At 43.5% G+C, this 21,927-nt stretch carries 21 protein-coding genes; 7 read left to right on the forward strand and 14 right to left on the reverse strand.

Translation table 11 applies throughout. The features are described from left to right. Window positions 1-175: 175 nt before the first annotated feature. The 3 genes from ubiA to SWP_RS20895 all read right to left on the reverse strand — a co-directional run bounded on the left by ubiA (window position 176) and on the right by SWP_RS20895 (window position 3,804). Complete coding sequence (gene ubiA / locus SWP_RS20885) at window positions 176-1,039, reverse strand: 4-hydroxybenzoate octaprenyltransferase (protein WP_020914659.1); 864 nt, start codon at window positions 1,037-1,039, stop codon at window positions 176-178. A 143-nt stretch (window positions 1,040-1,182) separates the two neighbouring features. Next, window positions 1,183-3,348 carry a DNA helicase II gene (gene uvrD, locus SWP_RS20890; protein ID WP_020914660.1) on the reverse strand — a complete coding sequence of 722 codons (2,166 nt, stop codon included), beginning with the start codon at window positions 3,346-3,348 and terminating at the stop codon, window positions 1,183-1,185. A gap of 102 nt (window positions 3,349-3,450) precedes the next feature. After that, window positions 3,451-3,804, reverse strand: a complete 354-nt coding sequence (locus SWP_RS20895) for a RidA family protein (protein ID WP_020914661.1) — start codon at window positions 3,802-3,804, stop codon at window positions 3,451-3,453. A gap of 489 nt (window positions 3,805-4,293) precedes the next feature. On the opposite strand from SWP_RS20895, the gene SWP_RS20900 reads away from it, so the two are divergent. Continuing rightward, window positions 4,294-6,426: a putative bifunctional diguanylate cyclase/phosphodiesterase gene (locus tag SWP_RS20900; RefSeq protein WP_020914662.1), complete on the forward strand. Its 2,133-nt coding sequence runs from the start codon at window positions 4,294-4,296 to the stop codon at window positions 6,424-6,426. On the opposite strand, the gene SWP_RS20905 is transcribed toward SWP_RS20900, so the two are convergent. From SWP_RS20905 to SWP_RS20920, 4 genes are all read right to left on the reverse strand, one after another. Further along, window positions 6,410-6,823 carry an NUDIX domain-containing protein gene (locus SWP_RS20905; protein WP_020914663.1) on the reverse strand — a complete coding sequence of 138 codons (414 nt, stop codon included), beginning with the start codon at window positions 6,821-6,823 and terminating at the stop codon, window positions 6,410-6,412. The two genes, SWP_RS20900 and SWP_RS20905, sit on opposite strands and share 17 nt — an antisense overlap. Before the next feature lie 131 nt (window positions 6,824-6,954). After that, a complete protein-coding gene (locus SWP_RS20910; RefSeq protein WP_020914664.1) occupies window positions 6,955-7,896 on the reverse strand; it encodes an SPFH domain-containing protein in 942 nt (313 codons plus the stop codon). Beyond that, window positions 7,896-8,825: an SPFH domain-containing protein gene (locus SWP_RS20915; RefSeq protein WP_020914665.1), complete on the reverse strand. Its 930-nt coding sequence runs from the start codon at window positions 8,823-8,825 to the stop codon at window positions 7,896-7,898. The genes SWP_RS20910 and SWP_RS20915 overlap by 1 nt, the downstream gene beginning before the upstream one ends. A 402-nt stretch (window positions 8,826-9,227) precedes the next feature. Next, window positions 9,228-9,707: an NfeD family protein gene (locus SWP_RS20920; protein WP_020914666.1), complete on the reverse strand. Its 480-nt coding sequence runs from the start codon at window positions 9,705-9,707 to the stop codon at window positions 9,228-9,230. A gap of 425 nt (window positions 9,708-10,132) precedes the next feature. On the opposite strand from SWP_RS20920, the gene SWP_RS20925 reads away from it, so the two are divergent. Beyond that, the gene (locus tag SWP_RS20925) at window positions 10,133-10,885 is read left to right on the forward strand and encodes an outer membrane protein OmpK (protein ID WP_044556575.1); all 753 of its coding nucleotides are present in this window, start codon (window positions 10,133-10,135) and stop codon (window positions 10,883-10,885) included. Window positions 10,886-10,982: 97 nt separating this feature from the next. Here SWP_RS20925 and udp read toward each other — a convergent pair whose 3' ends face one another. Continuing rightward, window positions 10,983-11,741: a uridine phosphorylase gene (gene udp, locus SWP_RS20930; protein ID WP_020914668.1), complete on the reverse strand. Its 759-nt coding sequence runs from the start codon at window positions 11,739-11,741 to the stop codon at window positions 10,983-10,985. A gap of 376 nt (window positions 11,742-12,117) precedes the next feature. Here udp and SWP_RS20935 point away from each other — a divergent pair, with 376 nt between their 5' ends. Beyond that, the gene (locus SWP_RS20935; RefSeq protein WP_020914669.1) at window positions 12,118-12,333 is read left to right on the forward strand and encodes an HP1242/YdcH family protein; all 216 of its coding nucleotides are present in this window, start codon (window positions 12,118-12,120) and stop codon (window positions 12,331-12,333) included. Window positions 12,334-12,380: 47 nt separating this feature from the next. On the opposite strand, the gene SWP_RS20940 is transcribed toward SWP_RS20935, so the two are convergent. Beyond that, window positions 12,381-12,839: a hypothetical protein gene (locus SWP_RS20940; protein ID WP_020914670.1), complete on the reverse strand. Its 459-nt coding sequence runs from the start codon at window positions 12,837-12,839 to the stop codon at window positions 12,381-12,383. A gap of 472 nt (window positions 12,840-13,311) precedes the next feature. Here SWP_RS20940 and SWP_RS20945 point away from each other — a divergent pair, with 472 nt between their 5' ends. Continuing rightward, complete coding sequence (locus SWP_RS20945) at window positions 13,312-14,148, forward strand: mechanosensitive ion channel family protein (protein ID WP_020914672.1); 837 nt, start codon at window positions 13,312-13,314, stop codon at window positions 14,146-14,148. Window positions 14,149-14,165: 17 nt separating this feature from the next. Here the strand turns inward: SWP_RS20945 and SWP_RS20950 are convergent, their stop codons facing one another. The 4 genes from SWP_RS20950 to SWP_RS20965 all read right to left on the reverse strand — a co-directional run bounded on the left by SWP_RS20950 (window position 14,166) and on the right by SWP_RS20965 (window position 18,462). After that, window positions 14,166-15,050 carry a radical SAM protein gene (locus SWP_RS20950; RefSeq protein ID WP_020914673.1) on the reverse strand — a complete coding sequence of 295 codons (885 nt, stop codon included), beginning with the start codon at window positions 15,048-15,050 and terminating at the stop codon, window positions 14,166-14,168. Window positions 15,051-15,250: 200 nt separating this feature from the next. Then, window positions 15,251-15,712, reverse strand: a complete 462-nt coding sequence (locus SWP_RS20955; protein WP_020914674.1) for a GNAT family N-acetyltransferase — start codon at window positions 15,710-15,712, stop codon at window positions 15,251-15,253. 90 nt (window positions 15,713-15,802) lie between these two features. Beyond that, entirely contained in the window at window positions 15,803-17,389 is a 1,587-nt protein-coding gene (locus SWP_RS20960; protein ID WP_020914675.1) for a DHA2 family efflux MFS transporter permease subunit, read from the reverse strand. After that, complete coding sequence (locus tag SWP_RS20965; protein WP_020914676.1) at window positions 17,389-18,462, reverse strand: HlyD family secretion protein; 1,074 nt, start codon at window positions 18,460-18,462, stop codon at window positions 17,389-17,391. The genes SWP_RS20960 and SWP_RS20965 overlap by 1 nt, the downstream gene beginning before the upstream one ends. 110 nt (window positions 18,463-18,572) lie before the next feature. Between SWP_RS20965 and SWP_RS20970 the strand changes: the two genes are divergently transcribed. Next, complete coding sequence (locus tag SWP_RS20970; protein WP_020914677.1) at window positions 18,573-19,505, forward strand: LysR family transcriptional regulator; 933 nt, start codon at window positions 18,573-18,575, stop codon at window positions 19,503-19,505. A gap of 90 nt (window positions 19,506-19,595) precedes the next feature. Here SWP_RS20970 and SWP_RS20975 read toward each other — a convergent pair whose 3' ends face one another. Next, the gene (locus SWP_RS20975) at window positions 19,596-19,961 is read right to left on the reverse strand and encodes a hypothetical protein (protein WP_020914678.1); all 366 of its coding nucleotides are present in this window, start codon (window positions 19,959-19,961) and stop codon (window positions 19,596-19,598) included. A gap of 124 nt (window positions 19,962-20,085) precedes the next feature. Here SWP_RS20975 and SWP_RS20980 point away from each other — a divergent pair, with 124 nt between their 5' ends. Continuing rightward, window positions 20,086-21,003 (forward strand): LysR family transcriptional regulator, encoded by a 918-nt coding sequence (locus tag SWP_RS20980; protein ID WP_020914680.1) that lies wholly within the window; start codon window positions 20,086-20,088, stop codon window positions 21,001-21,003. Between the two features lie 124 nt (window positions 21,004-21,127). Then, window positions 21,128-21,859, forward strand: coding sequence for a YebC/PmpR family DNA-binding transcriptional regulator (locus tag SWP_RS20985; RefSeq protein ID WP_020914681.1), 732 nt, complete (start codon window positions 21,128-21,130; stop codon window positions 21,857-21,859). The last annotated feature ends 68 nt before the right edge of the window (window positions 21,860-21,927 follow it).

Here is a 21,927-nt window from a genome sequence, read left to right on the forward strand (position 1 = left end):
TTACCCGTGACACATTAAGTATAGACAGTTCTGCAATTGTTCAAGCAAGGTTGGGCAGCGCAATGCCCATTTTTCGGTGCAGCAGCTAGCCATAAAAAAACGCCTTCAGATAGAAGGCGTTTATAATGATGAACTTATCATTACCTCAGTGATGCCGAGGTAAGTGGTACTACAATTAAAAAACTAAATAATCTAATCCAAGCGCTATAAACAGTGCCATGCCGGCCCAGTTATTATTCAAAAATGCCTTAAAGCAAGGCGCTCTTTCGCGACCAAAAATCAGTTTTTGCTGGTATAGGGCGAAGCCGATAAAAGCAAGAATACCGCCGCCATAAATCACTCCACGTTCAGCAATTAACCCTGCAATAATAAAGCATGCGAGGGCGGCGAACTGAAAGGCTGCAATGATCTGTCGGTCATATTTACCAAATAAAATAGCCGTCGATTTAATGCCTACTTTGAGGTCATCATCACGATCAACCATGGCATACATGGTGTCGTAAGCAACCGTCCAACACCAGTTCGCAGCAAACAGCCACCAAGCTTCAGCCGGAACCGTACCAGTTTGTGCTGCATAGGCCATTGGAATCGACCAGCTCCAAACCGTGCCAAGGAACATCTGCGGCATATTGGTATAGCGCTTGGTAAACGGATAGATGATAGTAAGAATGATACCAACTACTGATAGCTTGACCACTAGCGGGTTGAGTAACAACACCAAGCAAAAGGCGAACAGCGCCATAACCAAAAAAACAATTAGCGCTTCTTTGCTGCTGATTTCACCACTGGCTAATGGGCGAGACTGAGTGCGTTCAACATGTGCATCAAGATTGCGGTCAGCGTAGTCATTAATCACACAGCCACAAGCACGCATCACTACCACGCCAATGACAAAAATAACCAGCACCTTAATATCTGGCATCCCACCAGCAGCAAACCATAATGCCATTAAACAAGGCCACATTAGCAGCAAGGTGCCAATAGGACGGTCCATACGACTTAGTCGCAGATAGACATCCAATTTATCCCTTAAATTCATTTTACTAGGCTCTCCTAAAACGTCTTCGGCCTTTAATTAATACCCAAACCAGTTTAAATCCTTTTGGCTCGGGATGTCTCTGCATTATGACTGAGCTGAATCAGTATTCAACTGCTATCGCTAATTCGCTAAAAGGGGTCCAGTTATAGCTTCTCTAGCCGAGCATAAGCAATCACTAACCACTTACTGCCAACATCATAAAAATTGACCTGAATTCGCGCCTGTGGGCCACTGCCTTCGTAATTGGTAACAGTACCTTCACCAAATTTGGGATGACTCACTTTTTGGCCTATTTTGAAACCAGACTCGTTAAAAGAGCTGTCCTGTTTGCTAAAACGTGTACTTACTGCCGGCGCTGACACTTGGGTACGCATGCGGATCTCTTGTACAAATTGCTCAGGGATCTCTTTCACAAAACGTGACGGTCTAGCAAAGCTCTCTCGGCCATATATGCGGCGAGACTCGGCATAGGTTATATAGAGCTGTTGCATCGCTCGGGTCATCCCCACATAACAAAGACGTCGCTCTTCATCGAGGCGGTCACCTTCATCGATTGCCATCTGGCTGGGGAACAAACCCTCTTCAACGCCCGCCATGAATACCATAGGGAATTCAAGACCTTTGGCTGAGTGCAATGTCATCAACTGCACCGCATCGGTAAACTCGTCGGCTTGGCCTTCACCAGCCTCTAATGCTGCGTGAGATAGGAAAGCGTCAAGCTCGCCCATATCTTCAAGCTCTTCAGGCACAACAAAGCTGCGCGCTGCAGTGACCAGCTCCTCCAAGTTTTCAACGCGTGCCCTGGCCTTTTCGCCCTTTTCAGTTTCATACATCAGTTTAAGGCCAGACGCTTGGATCACATGGTCGGTGCGTCTGTGTAACGATTGCTCTTCAGTGTCTACTCTTAGCGCGACGATTAAGTCCATAAAACCACGAACGGCATTGGCTGCACGGCCGCTAAGTACTTTTTCCTCTAGCAAACGCACACAAGCATCCCACAGGGTAAGCTCTTGCTGACGTGCTGTAGTACGCATTATCTCTAAGGTTCTACCGCCAATACCGCGCGCAGGTGTATTCACGACACGCTCAAAGGCGGCATCATCATTTTTATTGCTAATGAGCCTCAGGTAACCCATGGCGTCTTTAATCTCTTGGCGCTCGAAGAATCGTAGACCGCCATAGATGCGGTAAGCGATTCCCTTGTGCAGCAAGGCTTCTTCTAACACGCGTGATTGCGCATTTGAGCGATATAAAATGGCGCAATCTGCTAACTTGCCACCTTCATCCTGCCAATCGTTAATCCGCCCCACAATAAAGCGCGCTTCATCCATTTCATTAAAGGCACAATAAAGCCCTATCGGCTCACCATCTTTGTCATCGGTCCAAAGCTTTTTACCCATGCGATCAGGGTTGTTAGCGATCAGTTCGTTAGAGGCGTTAAGAATATTGGCGCTAGAGCGGTAGTTCTGCTCTAAGCGAATAGTCTGAGCTGTAGGAAAATCCCCTAAGAACTTATGCAGGTTTTCAACTTGAGCGCCACGCCAGCCATAAATTGATTGGTCATCATCACCCACTATCATCACGTTAGCGCTCGAGCCCGCGAGCACACGGATCCAAGCATATTGAATGGCGTTGGTGTCTTGAAACTCGTCGACCAAAATATGTTTAAATCTGTCTTGGTAGTGATCGAGAATATGCGGTTTATTGAGCCACAGCTCATGAGCGCGCAGTAATATTTCAGCAAAATCGACCAGACCTGCGCGGTCACAAGAATCCTGGTAAACCTGATAGATTTTCAGTAAGTTTTGCTCAATAGGAAAGCCGCCCGCATCGATATGCGATGGACGAAGACCAAGATCTTTTTTACCATTGATATAGCCTTGAGCATGCCTTGGTGGATACTGTTTCTCATCCAAATTTAGGCTTTTTAGAATGCGTTTGATCAGTCGTAGTTGATCATCGGAATCTAAAATTTGGAAGCTTTGCGGCAGGTTGGCCTCTTTATAATGGGTGCGCAGTAATCGGTGAGCTAAACCGTGGAAGGTACCAATCCACATGCGGCTCATATTACCACCAGCGACTTTTTCGACGCGCTCACGCATCTCTTTAGCTGCTTTATTGGTAAACGTTACCGCTAAAATAGCGTAAGGACTTTGCTGTTCGACCTGCATTAGCCAAGCGATTCGGTGTGTTAACACTCGAGTTTTACCACTACCCGCTCCAGCCAACACTAACATGCTAGATTGCGGCGCGCCTACGGCTTCACGCTGCTTGTCATTTAGGCCGTCTAGTAAAGAAGATACGTCCATTATTGCCTCCAAAAAAATCAGGCTGGCAGTATATCAGAACCTCAATCCTATAGCCGATAAAAACTGGCAGAACTTAACCGTAAAAATCGCCGCTATGCAGCCTTAAACTTTCTCCGCAGCTACCACTGATATTTCGACTAGCAGTGCTTCGCGAGCCATTTTAGCCGCCACGCATGCTCGTGCTGGCGCATGACCTTCAGGCACCCAAGCATCCCAAACGGCATTCATTTCGGCAAAGTACTGCATATCTTTAACATAAATAGTCGCCGATAAGATGTGCTCTTTATCGCTACCCGCTTGTGCTAGCAGCGCATCGACCTTTTCTAGCATAGAACTTGTCTGTTCAGTAATCCCTTGTTCGCCATCCTTACAGACTTGGCCGCACAGATAGATGGTACCGTTGTGCTTCACGATGCGGCTCATTCGACTACCGGTTTCTATTCTTTCAATACTCATATTCAACTCATACTCATTTATTGGCGATTAGGCTCAGAATCAATTTAGTGGATTCTATCGAAAAAGAGCAAATTAACCAGTGAAAAACACTTATCATTCAGATAGATATTTTATAGCTAAATTGCTTGTTTCCTGTTTAAGAAATTAGATCCTATACTTGTTAATGCAAGGCAAGCGATCACGGACTGATTTCTTATATTTTAAAGGATTAAAATGACCTCTACAGCAAATTTCAATCACAGCTCTTACACCGACATATTTAGACACCTAAATAAGTGTTATTCCTTGCTAGACATTACTTTATGCATTTCACGATTTTTGCCTGCCAAAAAGTCCTTAAGCGATGGAACTTCAGGACGGTTTGGCGATTTCGTTGATGGCCTCAAAGCAAAACTATTTTTAAGAAAGACAGCAATAAAGTTGCAATACCTCTTCTGAATTATCAGCAGAAGCGGTGCTGTTTTTACAACTCAACGTTAGGAAATGCGTATGCTAACAATGAAACGACACACACTAAAGCCATGGCAGCTAACCCTTTCATTCATCAGCGTAATATCTCTTTGTTTAGCAATATACCTTTATATTGCCAAACCCTCTTTAAACATGACGCTATTGTTTACCATCAGCCTGTTTTGTTTAGCTAATATCGCAGTGTTAAGTGTCAGCTCATTCCAACTATTGTCGATAACACCACGAGTTCGCCACCTAACAAATTGTGTAAGGCGTTGGTCTAATGGCGATCTTAATACTCGTAATAGAATCGGTGATTATGGAGAATTAAGCTATCTTGAAGTTGAGCTCAATCATATGTTTAGTCGCTTGCAGGATATTTCAGCCAAAGAACACCACAATCAACAAACTATCCTCGGCAAAAACCACCTTCTAACTGCAATTTTAGACTCTGCTGCGGCCGCAATTTATGGTGTCGACGAAAATGGACGTTGCATTTTTGCTAATCCCCAGTGTGTGAAACTACTTGGCTATCGTAGCGAAGAACAGTTAATCGCCTGCAACATGCGCAGTCTCATTCACCAAAATCCTGACGATGTTAATGCTATTGTCAGTTCGATTATCGATCAAGAAGATAAACGGGATGACAACCTAAAAGAGGACCATTTCTGGCGAGCTGACGGTAGTAGTTTTCCGGTCGAGTATTGGTCACACCCAATGACATTAAACGATAACAAAATGGGGGCTGTGATCTCCTTTCACGATAATAGTGAGCGCCTAGAGTCAGAAGCACTAATTCGCCACCAAGCTCATTATGATGCCCTAACGGATCTGCCTAATCGTTTTCTCGCCCTTAGACGATTAGAGCAGTTGGTCGATGCCTCTGCGCGCAGTGGTAAAATGCTAGCGGTGATATTTTTAGACTTAGATGACTTTAAGAAGATTAATGATTCATTAGGTCACGAGGCCGGTGATCAGCTACTGATCACTGCCGCCGACCGTCTCATGAAAGCGACCCGAAAAGAGGATACCGTTGGCCGCCTAGGTGGCGATGAATTTATCATTCTTCTCGACGGACTCTCCAGTGCTAATGATGCGCAACCCCTAGCTGAAAACCTCATTGGAGGCTTTAGAAAGCCCTTTTACATCGATAACCGCCAACTCATTTTGACCGCAAGTATTGGTATCGCCATTTACCCTAATGACGGAAAAACGCCTTCAGAGCTGCTCAGAAACGCTGACTCGGCCATGTACCACACTAAGAGTATCGGTCGTAATACCTACTCCTACTTCACCCATGCAATGAATAAAGAAGTTTCTCGACGCTTAGCCATTGAGGAGCAGATCCATGGCGCGCTTGAACGTGGAGAATTACAGGTTCATTACCAGATTCAGCTCGATATTCGAGACGGTAGCATTATGGGCGCGGAAGCACTACTTAGGTGGGATAATCCCGTACTGGGCATTGTCTCACCCGCCGAGTTTATTCCAATTGCTGAGCAGACTGGTGTGATTGAACCAATGGGCGAATTCATCTTGCACCGTGCATTGGAGACGGCTCTTACTTGGCAGCAGACTTTCAATGACGAGTTTCGAGTCGCAATTAATCTATCGCCTAGGCAGTTTAGAAACCCTAATCTAGTCCAGCTTATCAATGACTGTGTCAATCAGTTAGGAATGAAACCTAAGGATCTCGAGCTTGAGATAACAGAAGGGGTACTGCTCAGCGGCCACGCATATACGCTTGATGCCTTAATGGCGCTAAGTAAAGCAGGGTTTTGTATCTCGATGGACGATTTTGGTACTGGCTATTCATCGCTCAGTTATCTGCGTACATACCCATTCCAGATCCTTAAAATCGATCGTAGCTTTATCAAAGACATGAACACGGACGATACCAGTAAAGAGCTCATTATTGCTACGATTGAAATGGCTCACGCACTGGGGATCCGAGTAATAGCCGAAGGAGTAGAAACCCAAGAACAGTTTGATGAATTGAGCTTCATGATGTGTGACTACGCCCAAGGCTTTTTAATTAGCAAACCCGTCGTTCTAGACGAGCTACTCAAAATTGGCGAACATTATATTAAGAGCATCCAAATCAATAAAGAGCCTCACTTGAAAAGTGCTGAAATAGTTTCAGAGGATAAGCCCGTTAAAACTTACGGCTAATCACAACACCTGTAAATTCAATACAATCAAGCACTCTCGCTTTCTGCACCACAGAAAGCGAGGATATAGCAACAAACTGGTACTCTGAATGCTCTTCACTCAATGTTATTTCCGCTGACTTATCAATTTCACAGCGAAAGATAAATGCTTGGGACTCATACGTGCTGTGATAATAAACCCCTGACAGATATTGAACATTGATGCTCAAACCAAGCTCTTCTTGGCATTCTCTAATAAGCGCTTGATGGATAGTCTCCCCAGGTTCTAACGCACCGCCAGGCAGACCCCAGGAGCAAGAGCCATAGGTTGCTTTTAACAACAAGACCTCCGTCTCATCAACGCCCTCTCGCAGTATGACTGCGTGACAACTCAATCTAAATTTGTCGTTGTATGCCATGCTTGCTCCTACTTAAAGGTTCACAAATGATAGTACGTGAGCGAAAAATAGCGCTAAACAAAAATGCTGGATTCCTAATGAAATCCAGCATTTTAATTGGTAACGTATCAACTCAGTTTACGCAGCGAAAGCTACTTTTTAGTCTTAGATTCTTCTAGGCCGATACTATTCATCCAATGGTCAAAGTCCATCATATTGCCCGGCAAGACCACTTTACTCTTGCTTGAACTCAGCCCGTCCATCTGCTTTAGATATTGAGCCCCAAGTTGCATACGCACCACGTTCTTACCACCAGGCGCTGCGATAACTGTCGCCATTCGTTCGATCGATTCAGCAGTTGCGCGAGCAATGGTTAATATCTCTTCGCCCTTACCTTCAGCTTCATTGATACGACGTTGCATTTCACCTTCAGAGTGGTTAATGGTTTCAGCTTTTACACCTTCAGAGCGATTAATCTTACTTTGTTTGTCACCTTCACTTTTAGCTAACAATGCACGCTTTTCTCGCTCAGCATTGACTTGCATCTCCATGGCATTTTTAACCGTTTCAGGTGGGGTGATGTTCTTAATTTCGTAACGATGAACTCGGATCCCCCACATAGCACCAGCTTGATCAAGTACTTCAACCACCTTGGCACTAATGACATCTCGCTCTTCAAAGGTACGGTCAAGATCTAGGGTACCAATCACCGAACGGGTAGTCGTTTGTGCCAATTGGATAGCTGCATAACGATAATCAACCACACCATAGCTAGCTTTAACTGGATCAATAACCGAAATATAAATAACCCCATCAACCTCAACATTAACCTCGTCACAAGAGAAACACTCTTGTGGTGGAACGTCGATAGTCTCTTCTTTTAAGTCATGTACATATGCAACTTTATCGACAAAAGGCACTAACGCATGGAAACCTGCATCTAAGGTTGAGTGATACTTACCCAAACGCTCTACAATATAGGCCGACTTTGTCGGTACCAAGCGAATCGATTGAAACAACTTAACCACGAAAATGGCAAAGATAAGTCCCCAAATTGCCATCACAATCAGATCAGTATTAATTGCTGCAAACATTAGCGTGCTCCTTTCGCTGAATTAGCTGACACGGCATGAGTAACTTGCTCCATACCTTCAAAAAAACCTTCCAGTTTGGCCAGCTCAGCAGGCACAATTGACACATCGGCCTCATCCAGAATTTTACCAATTTGGCTAATGAACTGCTCTTTTAGTTGCATATTCATCGCTTCATTACCACCATCTTGTGCGAGCGCTGTAGAGACTAATTCCATCCCTTCTGTTTTCGCTTTGGCAATAATGGTGATCTCAGCAGCCATACCTTTTGCTTCATTAATACGGCGCTGCTTTTCACCCTCTGACAAGTTAATTGCTTCCTGACGTTCACCTTGCGAAAGGTTGATCATCGCCGCTTTTTCGGCATTAGCTAACGTGATTTCAGCACGTTTACTACGCTCAGCTTCCATCTGCTTCTCTAGTGTGTGGATCACCTTTCGAGACGGAGTAATGTTCTTTATCTCGTAACGCAGCACTTTGATCCCCCAAGGATCAGAAGCCTTATCAATCTCACGTACAATTGATTCATTTAAGCTATCTCGCTCGGAGAACGTTTGACTTAGGCTTAATTTACCAATCTCAGAACGCATAGTTGTTTGTGCAAGGTTAACGGCAGCAAGACGGTAATCCTCAATGCCATAACTGGCTAACTTTCCATCCATCACCTTTAGGTATACCAAGCCATCAACCTCAAGCTGGGTATTATCTTTTGAAATACAGCTTTGCGGTGGTACGTCTAAAACTTGTTCACGGATCTCATGCTTATAAGCAACTCGATCAAAAAACGGGATCAAAAAATGAAACCCTGGTTGTAATACCACACGAAACTTTCCTAAACGCTCAATCACGTTGACTTCGCGCATTGGCACAATAAGTAGCAGCTTATAGAGGATGAAAAAAACAAATAGAACAAATATTGTAAATATAAACATGTATAGATTCCTTCCCAACAGAAAAACAGTGTAATACCAATCGGCATAAGTAGTTGGTCTACTCAGAGTGTTTTTTGGCGAACTAATTCAAGGCGGATAATTGACAGAATGCTTGTTCCCTTTTGCCTTTATCCAACACCGAAGTAGGAAGCCAAAAACACTCCTTACAGGTGAGTTTTAGCGGCTCTGATACTGCGTTAATGAGCTTGAACGTAGAATAACTATGTACTTCACTCACTGCAAACCACATGGCCTAGCATGTTCCTGACATGCTTAAGGCATTCCCTCCATCCCTGGAGGTCAGATGTGGTGAATGTCATTAATGCAGGAGCATTTAATGACCTTGCTTCAAAACCGCTAAACTCTCGCTGAGCGACCAAATCTTTATACCGATTGGTACAACTAGGTATTTGTTAAGTTTTCAGCTTGCCCAGCTAACGGCTCGACAACTAAGGCGATATTATCTCGACAGATAACTCTTACTTGGCTACCGACAGCGATTTCACTACCATCACCGAGTGCAGGCCATTCACTTCCCTGAAATTCGATACGACCCGTTTTTTGTGCAGGACCGATTGTTTGCTTGACGATGGCAGATTGATTGAAGAGATCTAACTCTTCATCGGTATTATCCACATGGGCATCACCACCTACGAGCTTTTGCGTTACCTGCCTAAATAGCAGTAAAAGCACCATGGAAGCGATAAACCAAAGGGTTAGGCTTTGAACAATACCTTCAACTAAACCCGTCGCTAATGCTCCAGCCACTACCAAACAAGCAGCACCGAGAAGAATCACAATACCACCTGGTAAAATAATCTCCGCTAACATCAGAAATAGGCCGATGACAGCCCAGATCAAGATAGGATTTGATAACTCCATATTTCCCCCTGAAATGAAAGAGTCCAGACAATCACTATATCAGCTGTTTGTTTTATTTGCGACATATTATGTCATGATAACTAAAAAGAGCATACAAACAGAGGTTGAGGAATCACCTATGACTCAAACATAAACCACTGAATAAATTACACTTAGCAGTAAGCCTTAACAAGACACCTTTTTACACCTCAATCAGTGTAATTACAATCTACAGCAATATATTTACAATCTAACGCAAAAAATCGTAACAAACTCTTTGAACAATATTCAGTTTCAGCCTATATTCCACGCCATTAAAACGCTTATCGAACCAACGTTTTAAATTGCTCTGCCCCCTTATAAATGCAATTAAATATAAATCACACCATAGAGTGTATAGATTGCCTAACAATAAGCAGCGCATGCTGCACACAAAAGGTTTTGAGATGAATAAGAAATGGTTATGCCTAGCGCTACTCGTCAGCCCAACTGCAATGGCTGACAATATGATTAATTGGTGGGATGCAAGCGTCACAGCGCTATACGGTGATAATTACGACTTGGCACCGTCTGACTCACAAACTACTTTCACCTTTGAAACTGCAGGTGACTGGAAGTATGGTGATTGGTTTGCTTTCCAAGATGTTATTTATTTTAATGGTAATAATGGTGGTAAAGACAGCACCACTTACGGCGAGATATCGACCCATTTTAGCGCAGGGAAAATTCTAGGTAAAGAGATCGCCATTGGTCCAATTAGCGATCTATCTCTCGCGCTCACCTTCGAAGAAGGTGAAGGCCCAGTAAAAAGCTGGCTATATGGTTTAGGTATGGATTTGAATGTCCCCTACTTCAGCTATTTTCAACTCAATACCTATCGCAGACACGCAACGGGTAGCGATAACATCAGCGATGGTTGGCAGTTAACTCCAGCATTTAGAATGGACTTCCCTGTTGGTAATTCTAATATCGTATTTGATGGCTTCTTTGATTGGGTATTCGCAACTGATGAAGATGCGTATGAAACCAACTTTCACTTCAACCCACAGCTAAAGTATGATCTAGGCGCAGTAGTTTTCGGTGAGCATAAAAAGAATAAACTGTTTGTCGGTATCGAATACGATTACTGGAAGAACAAATATGGTGTCGATGGTATCGATCAGAACACCTACTCAGTGATTGCAAAATATCACTTCTAAACCTGTTTGGTACAGATATAAAAAAGGCGCAATATGCGCCTTTTTTCTTAAGTATCTGAACTCTCTAATAGACCCCTCTTATAGAGAATACTTTCCTTTATGCCAACAGCTTTTTAGCAGCAGCTACAACAATAGAAACAGCACTCACTTCTGTTTTCTTCATCGTCGCTTCATCTGGGATCTCTTGCTGCGTACGGTTCACAATGACGCCCGCTACACACGCTGCACGCCAACCTTGTGAAGCACACATGGTAAATAGCGTTGAAGACTCCATTTCATAGTTAAGCACACCAAGATCTTGCCACTCTTGCATTGACCCTTTGAACTGACGAGTGATGCGGCCAGAAACCGTATCGTAACGCTCTTGCCCTGGGTAGAAGGTGTCAGATGACGCAGTGATACCGATATGAGGCTCTAAACCTGCATCACGGCTCGCTTCAACCATCGCTGTAGTACATTCAAAGTTTGCAACCGCCGGAAACTCCATTGGAGCGAAGTGCAAGCTAGCGCCATCTAGACGGACAGAAGCTTGAGTAACAATCACGTCTCCAACATTAACCTGTGGCTGAATAGCACCTGTCGTTCCAACACGTAAGAAGGTACGTACACCTAGCTGAGCCAACTCTTCAACAGCGATAGAGGTGGATGGTCCACCGATACCTGTTGAACACACCACAACGGGCTTACCGTCGATATAGGCTAGATAACTGGTATATTCGCGGTGGCTTGCAAGAAATGTCGCGTTCTCCATCAGCTCTGCAATACGTTTAACTCTTTCTGGATCACCTGGAACGATAGCTAAACTTGCGCCATCGAGCATCTCTTTGGTTAAGCCTAAATGAAATACATCAGACATTGTGAAAACCCCTTTCAATTTTGATTATAAAATTCTTAATAAATCGACTTTAACCTAGTATCGATCGCGATAAGGTTAACCTGATCACACTTTTTCCGCCAAGAGTAAATGAATTGTCGTAATCTAGTTACCAAAACGGTATTGCTAACAATGGTAGAAATATAGCAGTAGTTTGGCAGAGCGCCAGTTGCACTTAAGGTTATTTTCCTTAGCAAACAATATGATTAAAAATATATTAAAAACAAATAGTTGAATCTAGAGTCGCAAGTAATTTTGAGTAATAAAGCAAAACATGATCTAACTCACAAATAGTCCAAATAGAACGCGCTAGTTTAAAGTTGAACCACAAGAAAATATCAGCAAAAGGACAGCCTGCATGTTTCCAGAATATAGAGAATTAATAAGCAAACTTAAAACTTCTGATACTCACTTCCAGAAAAAATTTAATAAGCATAATCAGCTCGATGAAGAGATTAAAAATCTGGAACAGCACAGCGCAAGCGACTATACCCCAGAGGTACACGAACTAAAGCTGCAGAAGCTGCATTTGAAAGAGGAGATCTACGATATTTTGAAAGGTCATTCAGCTTAGCTAGAGACTAAAACTAAAAAGGCGCTTAACGCGCCTTTTTTATGAGCTTACTTAAGTGCTTCTAACAATGTTTCAGTTGATTCAAAATAACTGATATGAGTGATCTTATTATCTGTAAGCTCAATCAACGTCGCTCGGTCTTTTTCAGCGGGTAGCGCCTTGGTGATTTCGCCCTCTCTATCTAATGCCACTCTATAATCAAACTTCTTAAACTGCGGAATAGCCACAAAGCGAGCAATGAGTGAAGGCATACCACTGATATCTGCTACGTAAGCGAGTGAGTTAGTTTCATAAAGCCCTGGCTCTGCTTCTAATGCTTCCTGAATAAGGTTGCCGCCATCCATGCTACGGCTAAACAATACTCTAGTAACATTGTGATCAACAGCGTAATCTGCTTCGTATTGATCCTGCAATTTTAGTGTCTCCAACTGATCGCCAATACCATAAGTATTTGCCCAGACAGAGGTCGCAAACAAACTACATATAACTAGAATAATCGCTTTCATAGTGGATCTCACTGATTAGAATTACCTTTGAGAATAACCTATTCTTGTAGCTATCACAGAAGGTTTACAGCAAACCATGATCATCTTCACGGATCGTTATCTGACTAGGTAAAAGTTGAAGACAAACTATTTTCAACGTAAATAGCAAGTTACAAAGCAGTTTAACTTCAGTAAGCTGCAAGGTGTATATGTTGCATTATACCCGTTCTACCTGAAGATGCAGGATTCAGTGGGAGTTCAATGGAATTTAATCAAGGCATGGATTGCCATTAATGGTCGTTCCCTTAGTAAAATCAATAACACAGAGTAAATTCCATTAAAACCCATCGCAGAAGGCTTTGTGCCTGCACACTTCGTTGTTGCATTAACTTAAAAGGGAATAACCATTTCTACATTAATGCGCCTAGAATTGAACTGGCACAATGCCTCTGAAACGAGCATCTTTAAGTAGAACGGGTATAAGGATCAGGTAATGAATGAACAAGGTTTAGATCAAGAGATAGCTCAATTACAAAATGCCTATAGCATGATCACTGAGTTTATCGTGCAATATAGCTTTAGTATTTTAGGTGCTGCGCTTATTTTTTTAATAGGCTTATGGGTTGCAGCTAAAGCGTCCAACCTTGTTACCCGTCTTTTTGAAAAACATGAAATAGACATTACCCTCAGTAATTTCACCAGTAACTTTGTCCGTATCCTAATCATCCTATTAGTTGGCGTTATCGCCCTTGGAAAACTTGGGATTAGCGTTACTCCTATGGTTGCCGCGATTGGTGCTGCATCGTTAGGCGCAGGCCTAGCTCTACAAGGGATGCTGGCAAACTATGCCGCAGGTATCACTATCATAGTGACTCGCCCTTTCATTGTCGGCAACACTATTGAAGTAAAAGGAGTTAGCGGGCTAGTTAAGGATATTCATTTAGGAATGACAGTGCTCACCAATGAAGAGGGTGAACAAATAAATGTACCTAATAAACATATAGTGGGTGAGGTATTGCATAACTCATTTGCGAATAAGCTGGTAGAAACCACGCTCAATATCAGCTATCAAACCGATCCTGAACAGGTTGTAGCAATCCTCAAACGAGTATTAACAGACAGCACTCAGGTGAGTGATGGTGAGCATGCACAAGTGGGGATAAACGATTTTAATAGTATAGGTATTGAAATTGGCATTCGTTATTGGGTGGCTACCGAAAGCTATTTCCAAGATAAATACCAGACCAACTCCAGCTTAATCAAAGCACTTAGAGAAGCAAACATAGAGATCCCTTGCCCTGTCAGAGAGATCCATATTCAAGCGCCATAAACACCGCTATAGCAATACTACAAACCTCGTTGCCACTCTTGTCGCAGTTGAATACGTTCAGGCGTATTCATTGCGGCCTCAACCTGGCTCAATAGCGCGACTTTATCTTTACCCAACACGCCTTTTAATACTAAGTAATTAGAAGCATGATCAGAACGAAAAATGGTTTTATCTAGTGCTAAATGACTCAGCAATAACTGCATCTCTTTAAACAATTGCATCTGATTTGGCAACTGGAAATGCCCATCAAACGCCTCATCCATACGCTGAGTGCCCAGTGGCAGCGTCACCACCAGCGTTGACAAGAATTCCGGTTGTGCCTCATTCATCAGCTTTGCTGATTGCTGTGCATGCTGCCGTGACAACGACACCCCGCCGAGACCATTTAGAATCATTACTGATGACTTGATGCCAGCCGCCTTTATCTTTTGCAGCGCGGCCAATGAGGAAGCAAACGTTTCCCCTTTGTTGATCCGCTTAAGTACTTCATCATCACCACTTTCACAGCCGATGTAGAGCAAACTTAATCCTAGTTCTCGCAATCGTTGTAACTGCTCCGGCGTCTTGTTGTTAATATTGCGAGGCAAACAATAGCTACTGATCCGTGTCACTGATGGTAGGTATTTTTTTATCAGTAGGCAGATCTCTTCCAATCTGGCAAATGGTAGCGTCATGGCATCGCCATCAGCCAAGAACACTCTGGATATGTGAGCTTGGGAGCTGGAGACTTTGAGCAGCTCTTGTTCTACTTTATCAATTTTTTGCGCGCGAAAACGCTTCTGGCTGGCAGTGTACATATCGCAGAAGCTGCACTGGTTCCAACTACAACCATTGGTCACCTGCAGAATGAGTGATTTCCACTCCGAAGGAGGTCTAAATACAGGTTCAATATAATTTAGCACTGCGCGCCTTTGTTGATTGATAAGGGGACATAAAGTTGAACACTTTTACCGCAAAAAAACTATCTTTATTCGCCAATAAAGATCTTCAACCTTAAATAACAACACTCTTAAACGGGATTAGATTTGAAGTAAACTCAACCCCCTCCCTTAGGAAGATGCCATTAAAGCAAGTTACTTTAGATTAAAACTAGAGCTTTATGCTATGAAGCTTCACGCGTTAGTAGCATATCGAGATGAGGGATCCCATCCTCAAGATACATTTCCGATACGGGCTCAAAACCGAGCTTTTGATAGAAGCCTTTTAAGTGCTCCTGCCCACCTAACTGAATATTATGCTCGGGCCACTTTTTGGTTGATATCGAAATGGCCTTTTGCATTAAGATATGCGCAACTCCCCCCCCGCGAACTGCTTCAGAAACAATCACACGGCCAATACTGGCATCTGGGTAACTCACACCTGGCGCTAGCACGCGTGCATAAGCTTGAATGACGCCTTGCCCATCGACACCTAAAAGGTGTTGGGTTTGGCTATGGCGATCCTTATTGTCCAACTCTGGATAAGGACAGTTTTGCTCAACCACAAACACATCTACTCTCAGCTTGAGTAGCTCATACAATTCATCGAGTGTAAGCTCCGAAAAAGCTAGCGATTTCCACAACAAAAGTCTCTCTCCATAACAACCAGTATTATCAGCAGTCTAGCCTCTTAAAATCAACAAATACAGACAATATTAGCTAAGCGAATAGATTGCTTAGTTTATAACGGTGGCAGCCGGTTTGCGTATTGATAATACCGCCACAACAGCTACCATCAGCAGCGCTGACATAATGAAAAAAACATCATTATATGCCTGGATAGATGCCTGTTTGGCCATGGTTTTTCCCAACAGGGCAGATGCTTGTAAGCCTGCAGTGACTGGGTCAGAGCCCGACGCTTGCAACATATTAGCTGTTGCCGCTAAATACTCATTAGCCATTGAGCTCACAGCGGGGACAGTTTCTTTTATGTGCGCTAAATGGCTCCGACTTAAGTTATCAGTAAGGGTAGCGACTAAAGCAATGCCGACGGCACCGCCAAGGTTACGAATAACATTGAGCACTGTGGATGCAGAAGCATTTTCCTCTTTGCGTATATGCGCAGTTGCCAGCATACCAATCGGCACCATAATAAATGGCTGACCAATGGCTCGGACTACCATAGAAGCAATTAATTGCGGACCAGCGAAATCAGCAGTCATATGGCAATTCATGTAATAACTCACACCAAACATAAAAAAACCGAACCCTGCTAAATAGCGGTCATCAAAACGCTCCATAAGCTTGGGCATAAACGGCAAAATAAGTAGCTGAGGAAATCCCATCCACATCAGTACTTCACCGATCTCTAGCGAGTTATAATCCTGCACTTGCGATAGGTATAATGGCACCATGTAAATAGATGAAAAAAGGGCCAACCCAAGTAAAAAATAAGCAATGGTAGAAAGCGCAAAATCTCGATGCCCTAACAGCTTTAAGTTCACTAAGGGGTTGCTTCTTTTCAGCTGTAAATAAACAAAAATAACAATATTTATCGCTGATATAATCGCAAGATCTCGAATGAAATCTGAGCTAAACCACTCTTTACGACTACCCTCCTCGAGTACCACTTCTAAGCAGCCCATCCCCAATGCCATGGTAATAATACTGCTCATATCAACGTTTTTAAGCTCCGGCCAGTTTATCGGCTTTTTAACTAAGCCATATGCCAGCATAGACATTACCAATAATCCCGGCGGTACATTAATATAAAACAGATAATGCCAGCTAAATTGCTCAGTTAACCAACCACCCAATGTGGGGCCTATTGAAGGGGCAAAAGTGGCTGTCACGCCAAATAGTGCCATCCCCACTGCGCGCTTATCATCCGGAAGATATTCAAGGATCAGTCTAAACGCCATCGGAATGAGTGCGCCACCAAAGAAGCCTTGCATCGCCCTAAAGGCGATCATCGATTCCAAATTCCATGCGATTGAACAAAGCAGAGAAGCAACAATGAAAATAGCGCTATTCCATAACATATAGCGTCTAATATCTAGGCCTTTACTTAACCAGCCAGAGAGCGGAATAGCGATCATCTCCGCGACTAAGTAAGCTGTCGCAATCCATGAGCCTTCCTCTAATGTAGCCCCTAAACCACCTTGGATCTCCTTCATCGACGCATTAGTGATCTGGATATCTAAAATCGCCATAAAGGCACCGATCAGGCCGCCAAAAACGGCTATCCAAGCACGGTTACTGCCACGTTCTACCTGCTCATAGGCGGGGGCACTGGCTTGTTGAGATTGCTGCAAAACTGACATTATTGTTTAGCCGAGTTAAGAGCAACGGCTTCAGTTAAGCCACTTTTCGATGTATCCACCTTCACTAATGCGCTCAAACCGGGGACGATTCTTACCTGTTGAATGTCACCAGAAGTTGCTGATTCAAGCCTGATCCTTACAGGGATCCTTTGTACTATTTTGGTGAAATTTCCTGTGGCATTCTCAGCTGGTAACAAGCTAAATTTAGCACCAGATGCTGGAGCTAAACTGTCTATCACTCCAATAAATGATTCATTAGAAAACGCATCTAGTTCAACCGATACCTCTTGTCCAGGCTGCATGTGTTCGATTTGGGTTTCTTTAAAGTTTGCAGTTATCCATACGGCATTATCTGGAACTAAACTATAGATAGCTTGCCCTGGTTGCACGTATTGCCCCAGTAAGGCACCGCGCTTACCTACAATGCCATTAAATGGGGATGTTATTTGTGTATCTGCCAATTGAATTTTAGCCAACGCGAGACCAGCCTGAGCTTGCTCAACGCTCGAATCGGCCTCAATAAGTTGCGATTTAAAAACGGCCAGCTCTCGTTGCTTAGCCACCAAAACCGCTTTAGCTTCATCCAGGTGAGCCAGTGCAGATTGAAAGCCTGCCTGAGCTTCGTCAACGGTATCTTGTGAGCTGTAGTTTTTAACTTTTAGCTGTGTGGCTCGATTAAGCTGCTGCGATGAACGTATCCTTTCAGCCTCTGCAGCAGCAACGCCTGCACTCGCTTGAGTGATAAGTGCTTGCTGCAAATCAACTTGCGCTGCTAATGTCTTCAGATCGGCGTTGGCGCTAGCCAGCATGGCCTGATTTTGTGCTACTTTTGCTCTGTATTGATTATCTTCGAGTTGCGCCAATAACTGGCCTTTCTCGACATGCTGATTATCAGTGACGAAAGTCGCCGTAACATACCCCGGCACTTTAACGCTGATATTAGAGATATCAGCTTCAACATAGGCATTATCTGTCGATTCGAAGTTACGTACTTCGTTCCACCAGTAGTAGCCACCAGCAAGGATGGCTAACAGTAAAATAGGTGTAGCGATAACTATTTTATTTACGGACATATATGACTCCCCAATCATTGATCCTTGATTAATGAGACTCATTTTACTACTGTCACAGTATTATTATTAGATAGCTAAAAAAATACCCACTGTTTCACAGGTGTAACAATATGGATTTGAATAGAGTGCAGATGTTTGCGCAAGTTGTAGAGCAGGGAAGTTTCACTAAAGCCGCCAAAGCATTAGGGATCACTAAAGCCACCGTCAGCCGAAAGATTGCAGAGCTTGAAGCAGATGCTGGGGTGCAGCTGTTATTTAGGACCACTAGAGCATTAAAACTGACAGAGGCAGGAGCAAACTACTACAACCGGGTACACCATATTTTGTCAGAGCTACAAAATGCAGAAGACCAACTTAGCGCCAGTCAGCAGACAATCACAGGCCATCTAAAAATTATCTGTCCTATAGAACTTGGACAGCTCTATTTTGGGCAAATTCTTGCTCGTTTTCTAAATGCTTATCCCCAAATAACCATTGATGCCGAACTGACAAACCGTAAAGTTGATGTCATCGGCGAAGGGGTTGATTTCTTATTCCAAATTACTGAAAAACGGAATGAAGCTCTGCAGACCTATGCCTTACTCAATACTCCTAAGGTGCTGATGGCCAGCCCGAAATATCTTGCCAAGCATGGTACACCGCAGATCCCTGAAGATCTTAGCCAACACCAGTGCATTCGCCTTTCTACGCCCTATGTAGATAACAGCTGGTCGCTGTTTAATGGTGAGAAGTGGGTAACATTCGAACCTAAATCTAGACTAGAGACCAATAATATCACCTTGGTGCGTGAAGCCGCGATTGAAGGGCTTGGTATTGCCACAGTGCCGATGATCATCGCTAGTGAAGCGATAGAAAATGGTTCATTAGTGACAGTGCTTCAAGACTATCCGATGAAGCAAAACCTCATTACTATCAGCATGCCCAAACGAGTCTACCTTCCCAGAAAGTATCGTGTATTTACTGAGTTTCTATACAAAAACTTGTTTCAAAACTGGCATGAACAAGTCATCGATGTTCCAGATTTTATTTGTCGTCCAGAATAACTAAACGGTAGCAGGGCTCCAAAAAGAGCCCTAAAGATGAGCATTATCATTGATGAGCAGCGAAACTCACTTTGCCCAGTACCAACAAGATTAGCCCAGTACTTCAAAATCATCGCCAGCAAGCTTGGCACTACCATCTTGCTGCAGTACCCATAGCTCTTTATGAATGACGCCATGGGCTTTATTCATCTTCCAAGAGGAGGTCAATAACACCGTTTTCTCATCGACAACACTAAAGTTAGGCTCGATATATTCTACGCTATTAAACCCTTCATTGATAAGATTTTGCCAAAACCCTTCAATAGCATCTCTGCCCACAAACTCACCGAATGGTCGTGCGTTCATTGTTGCATTCGCTTCATATTGCCCAGCGCACTGCTTTGCGTCTTGGCTATTAAAACCACTCTTCCAAGTTTCACTCGCTAATTTAACTGCATTTAATAAAGTCGTAGACATAGTTAAGCTCCAGTAGCTGTTGTTCTTCCAAATTATGCAGCCAGTTTACAGCTAAGATTGGTATTGATAACCTAGCCAATACAGCAACCACTGTTCGATTAAACAGAACAATGCTAGAGGTATTATGGATTACTTACGTCATATGGCGATCTTCAAACAGATAGTAGATGCAGGCTCAATCAGTGCTGCGGCTGAAAACCTAGATCTATCAAAGTCGGTTGTAAGCCATCATTTAAAAAGCCTTGAGACTGCAATTGGGGTACAACTACTTCACCGTACCACCCGTAAACAGCAACTCACCCCGGCAGGCACAGACTTTTATCAGCGTTGTATTCAATTGGCGGATATCTCTCAAACTGCTTGGCAGGAAGCTCGCGATACAGGCGGAAAGCTCGCTGGCCCATTAAGAATTAGTGCACCTCATGCGCTTATTGATTCAATCGTTGCTCCAGCTATCGCTGAACTATGTCGTGATAACGCGCAGGTAAAGCCAACGATTTCAGTTGCCGATCAACGTATTGACCTGCTCAGTGATGATGTTGATCTGGTTATTCGGGTCGGTAAACTACCTTCTAGCAATTTAATGCAGCGTAAGCTCGGCAATTTTAGGGATGTGGTCTGCGCTAGCCCAACGTATATAGAGCGACATAAGCACGAAATTGATGCAGAACATTGGCAATCTTTGGATTACATAGCCAACTCATGGCAAAAGGCAAGATTAACGCATGAGTTTGAGCCATTAGCACACCCTGCTTACGAACAAGCGTCTATGCTAAAAAAGCTAGAGTTTATCGCCAATCGATTCACCGATAATTCATCCGCTGTTTGCGCTTTAGCTAAAGCAGGCTTAGGCGTTGCACTATTACCTGAATTTGTATTTCAGCAAGCAGAGCAACAAAATCAATTGGCCATGTTAGTGCCTGACCACCAATGTCCACTTAATGCGGTTTACGCCGTACATGATTTTGGCCATAAGCCACCGCAACTGATAAAAAGCACCATTGAGCTTCTGATGCGATATTTCACCTCGAATAAAAATTAGCGTAAAGCCTGCATAGCAACTTTTATTGACCGTGATTAGTATTTTTAAAGGCCTGTACCTGATTTGTGCTAATAAAGCTGCTAACATTGCTGGCAATTTTTAAAGCTTAGTGAGAAAGATCAAGATGGGCAGAGCATACCAAAACCGCAAAGAATCCATGGCGAAAACTGCTGGGCAGAAGACGAGACTCTATTCTAGATACGGAAAAGAGATCTACGTTTGCGCCAAGAATGGTGGTTTCGATCCCGACGGCAACCTAGCATTACGTCAAATGATTTCCAAGGCTAAGAAAGATCAAGTGCCTGCTCATGTTATTGAGCGTGCGATCGAAAAAGCTCGTGGCGGTGGCGGTGAAGATTATGAAAGTGCTCGCTATGAAGGTTTTGGTCCGGGTGGTTGCATGGTCATTGCTGACTGCCTAACAGATAACGGTAAGCGTACCTTTACTCAAGTGCGTCAGGCATTCGTTAAGAATGACGCAAAACTAGGTGGCCCAGGCACTGCTGGTCACATGTTTGATCACCAAGCGGTATTCGTATTTGCTGGCGATGATGAAGATGCGATCCTTGAAATGCTAATGATGGCGGACGTTGATGTCACAGACGTAGAGCTAGAAGATGGCATGATCAGTGTCTATGCTCCACATACAGAGTTCTTCAAGGTAAAAACAGCACTCGCGGCTGAACTTCCTGCAGAAACTGAATATGTCATGGAAGAGATCACTTTCGTTCCACAAACTATGACAGCAATTACTGATGCAGAAGAGATTGAGCAGTTTGAAAAATTCTTAGCTGCACTTGAAGATTGTGATGACGTTCAGAACGTTTACCACAATGCAGAGTTACCAGAGGCATAAGATTTTCAGCAAGGTAATATCGATACGTAAAAGGCACTCATTGAGTGCCTTTTTTAATAGTTTTATAG

Origin of the sequence: Shewanella piezotolerans WP3 (assembly GCF_000014885.1) — a bacterium.
Taxonomy (GTDB): Bacteria; Pseudomonadota; Gammaproteobacteria; order Enterobacterales; family Shewanellaceae; genus Shewanella; species Shewanella piezotolerans.

Excerpts from the sequence above, each read along its gene's own strand:
- ubiA (WP_020914659.1), bottom strand. The coding sequence starts at position 1,039 with ATGAATTTAAGGGATAAATTGGATGTCTATCTGCGACTAAGTCGTATG.
- SWP_RS20970 (WP_020914677.1), top strand. The coding sequence starts at position 18,573 with ATGGATTTGAATAGAGTGCAGATGTTTGCGCAAGTTGTAGAGCAGGGA.
- SWP_RS20915 (WP_020914665.1), bottom strand. The coding sequence starts at position 8,825 with ATGTTTATATTTACAATATTTGTTCTATTTGTTTTTTTCATCCTCTAT.
- SWP_RS20900 (WP_020914662.1), top strand. The coding sequence starts at position 4,294 with ATGCTAACAATGAAACGACACACACTAAAGCCATGGCAGCTAACCCTT.
- SWP_RS20940 (WP_020914670.1), bottom strand. The coding sequence starts at position 12,839 with ATGAAAGCGATTATTCTAGTTATATGTAGTTTGTTTGCGACCTCTGTC.
- SWP_RS20925 (WP_044556575.1), top strand. The coding sequence starts at position 10,133 with ATGAATAAGAAATGGTTATGCCTAGCGCTACTCGTCAGCCCAACTGCA.
- SWP_RS20965 (WP_020914676.1), bottom strand. The coding sequence starts at position 18,462 with ATGTCCGTAAATAAAATAGTTATCGCTACACCTATTTTACTGTTAGCC.
- udp (WP_020914668.1), bottom strand. The coding sequence starts at position 11,741 with ATGTCTGATGTATTTCATTTAGGCTTAACCAAAGAGATGCTCGATGGC.
- uvrD (WP_020914660.1), bottom strand. The coding sequence starts at position 3,348 with ATGGACGTATCTTCTTTACTAGACGGCCTAAATGACAAGCAGCGTGAA.
- SWP_RS20905 (WP_020914663.1), bottom strand. The coding sequence starts at position 6,823 with ATGGCATACAACGACAAATTTAGATTGAGTTGTCACGCAGTCATACTG.
- SWP_RS20895 (WP_020914661.1), bottom strand. The coding sequence starts at position 3,804 with ATGAGTATTGAAAGAATAGAAACCGGTAGTCGAATGAGCCGCATCGTG.
- SWP_RS20960 (WP_020914675.1), bottom strand. The coding sequence starts at position 17,389 with ATGTCAGTTTTGCAGCAATCTCAACAAGCCAGTGCCCCCGCCTATGAG.
- SWP_RS20945 (WP_020914672.1), top strand. The coding sequence starts at position 13,312 with ATGAATGAACAAGGTTTAGATCAAGAGATAGCTCAATTACAAAATGCC.
- SWP_RS20980 (WP_020914680.1), top strand. The coding sequence starts at position 20,086 with ATGGATTACTTACGTCATATGGCGATCTTCAAACAGATAGTAGATGCA.
- SWP_RS20920 (WP_020914666.1), bottom strand. The coding sequence starts at position 9,707 with ATGGAGTTATCAAATCCTATCTTGATCTGGGCTGTCATCGGCCTATTT.
- SWP_RS20975 (WP_020914678.1), bottom strand. The coding sequence starts at position 19,961 with ATGTCTACGACTTTATTAAATGCAGTTAAATTAGCGAGTGAAACTTGG.
- SWP_RS20985 (WP_020914681.1), top strand. The coding sequence starts at position 21,128 with ATGGGCAGAGCATACCAAAACCGCAAAGAATCCATGGCGAAAACTGCT.
- SWP_RS20935 (WP_020914669.1), top strand. The coding sequence starts at position 12,118 with ATGTTTCCAGAATATAGAGAATTAATAAGCAAACTTAAAACTTCTGAT.
- SWP_RS20910 (WP_020914664.1), bottom strand. The coding sequence starts at position 7,896 with ATGTTTGCAGCAATTAATACTGATCTGATTGTGATGGCAATTTGGGGA.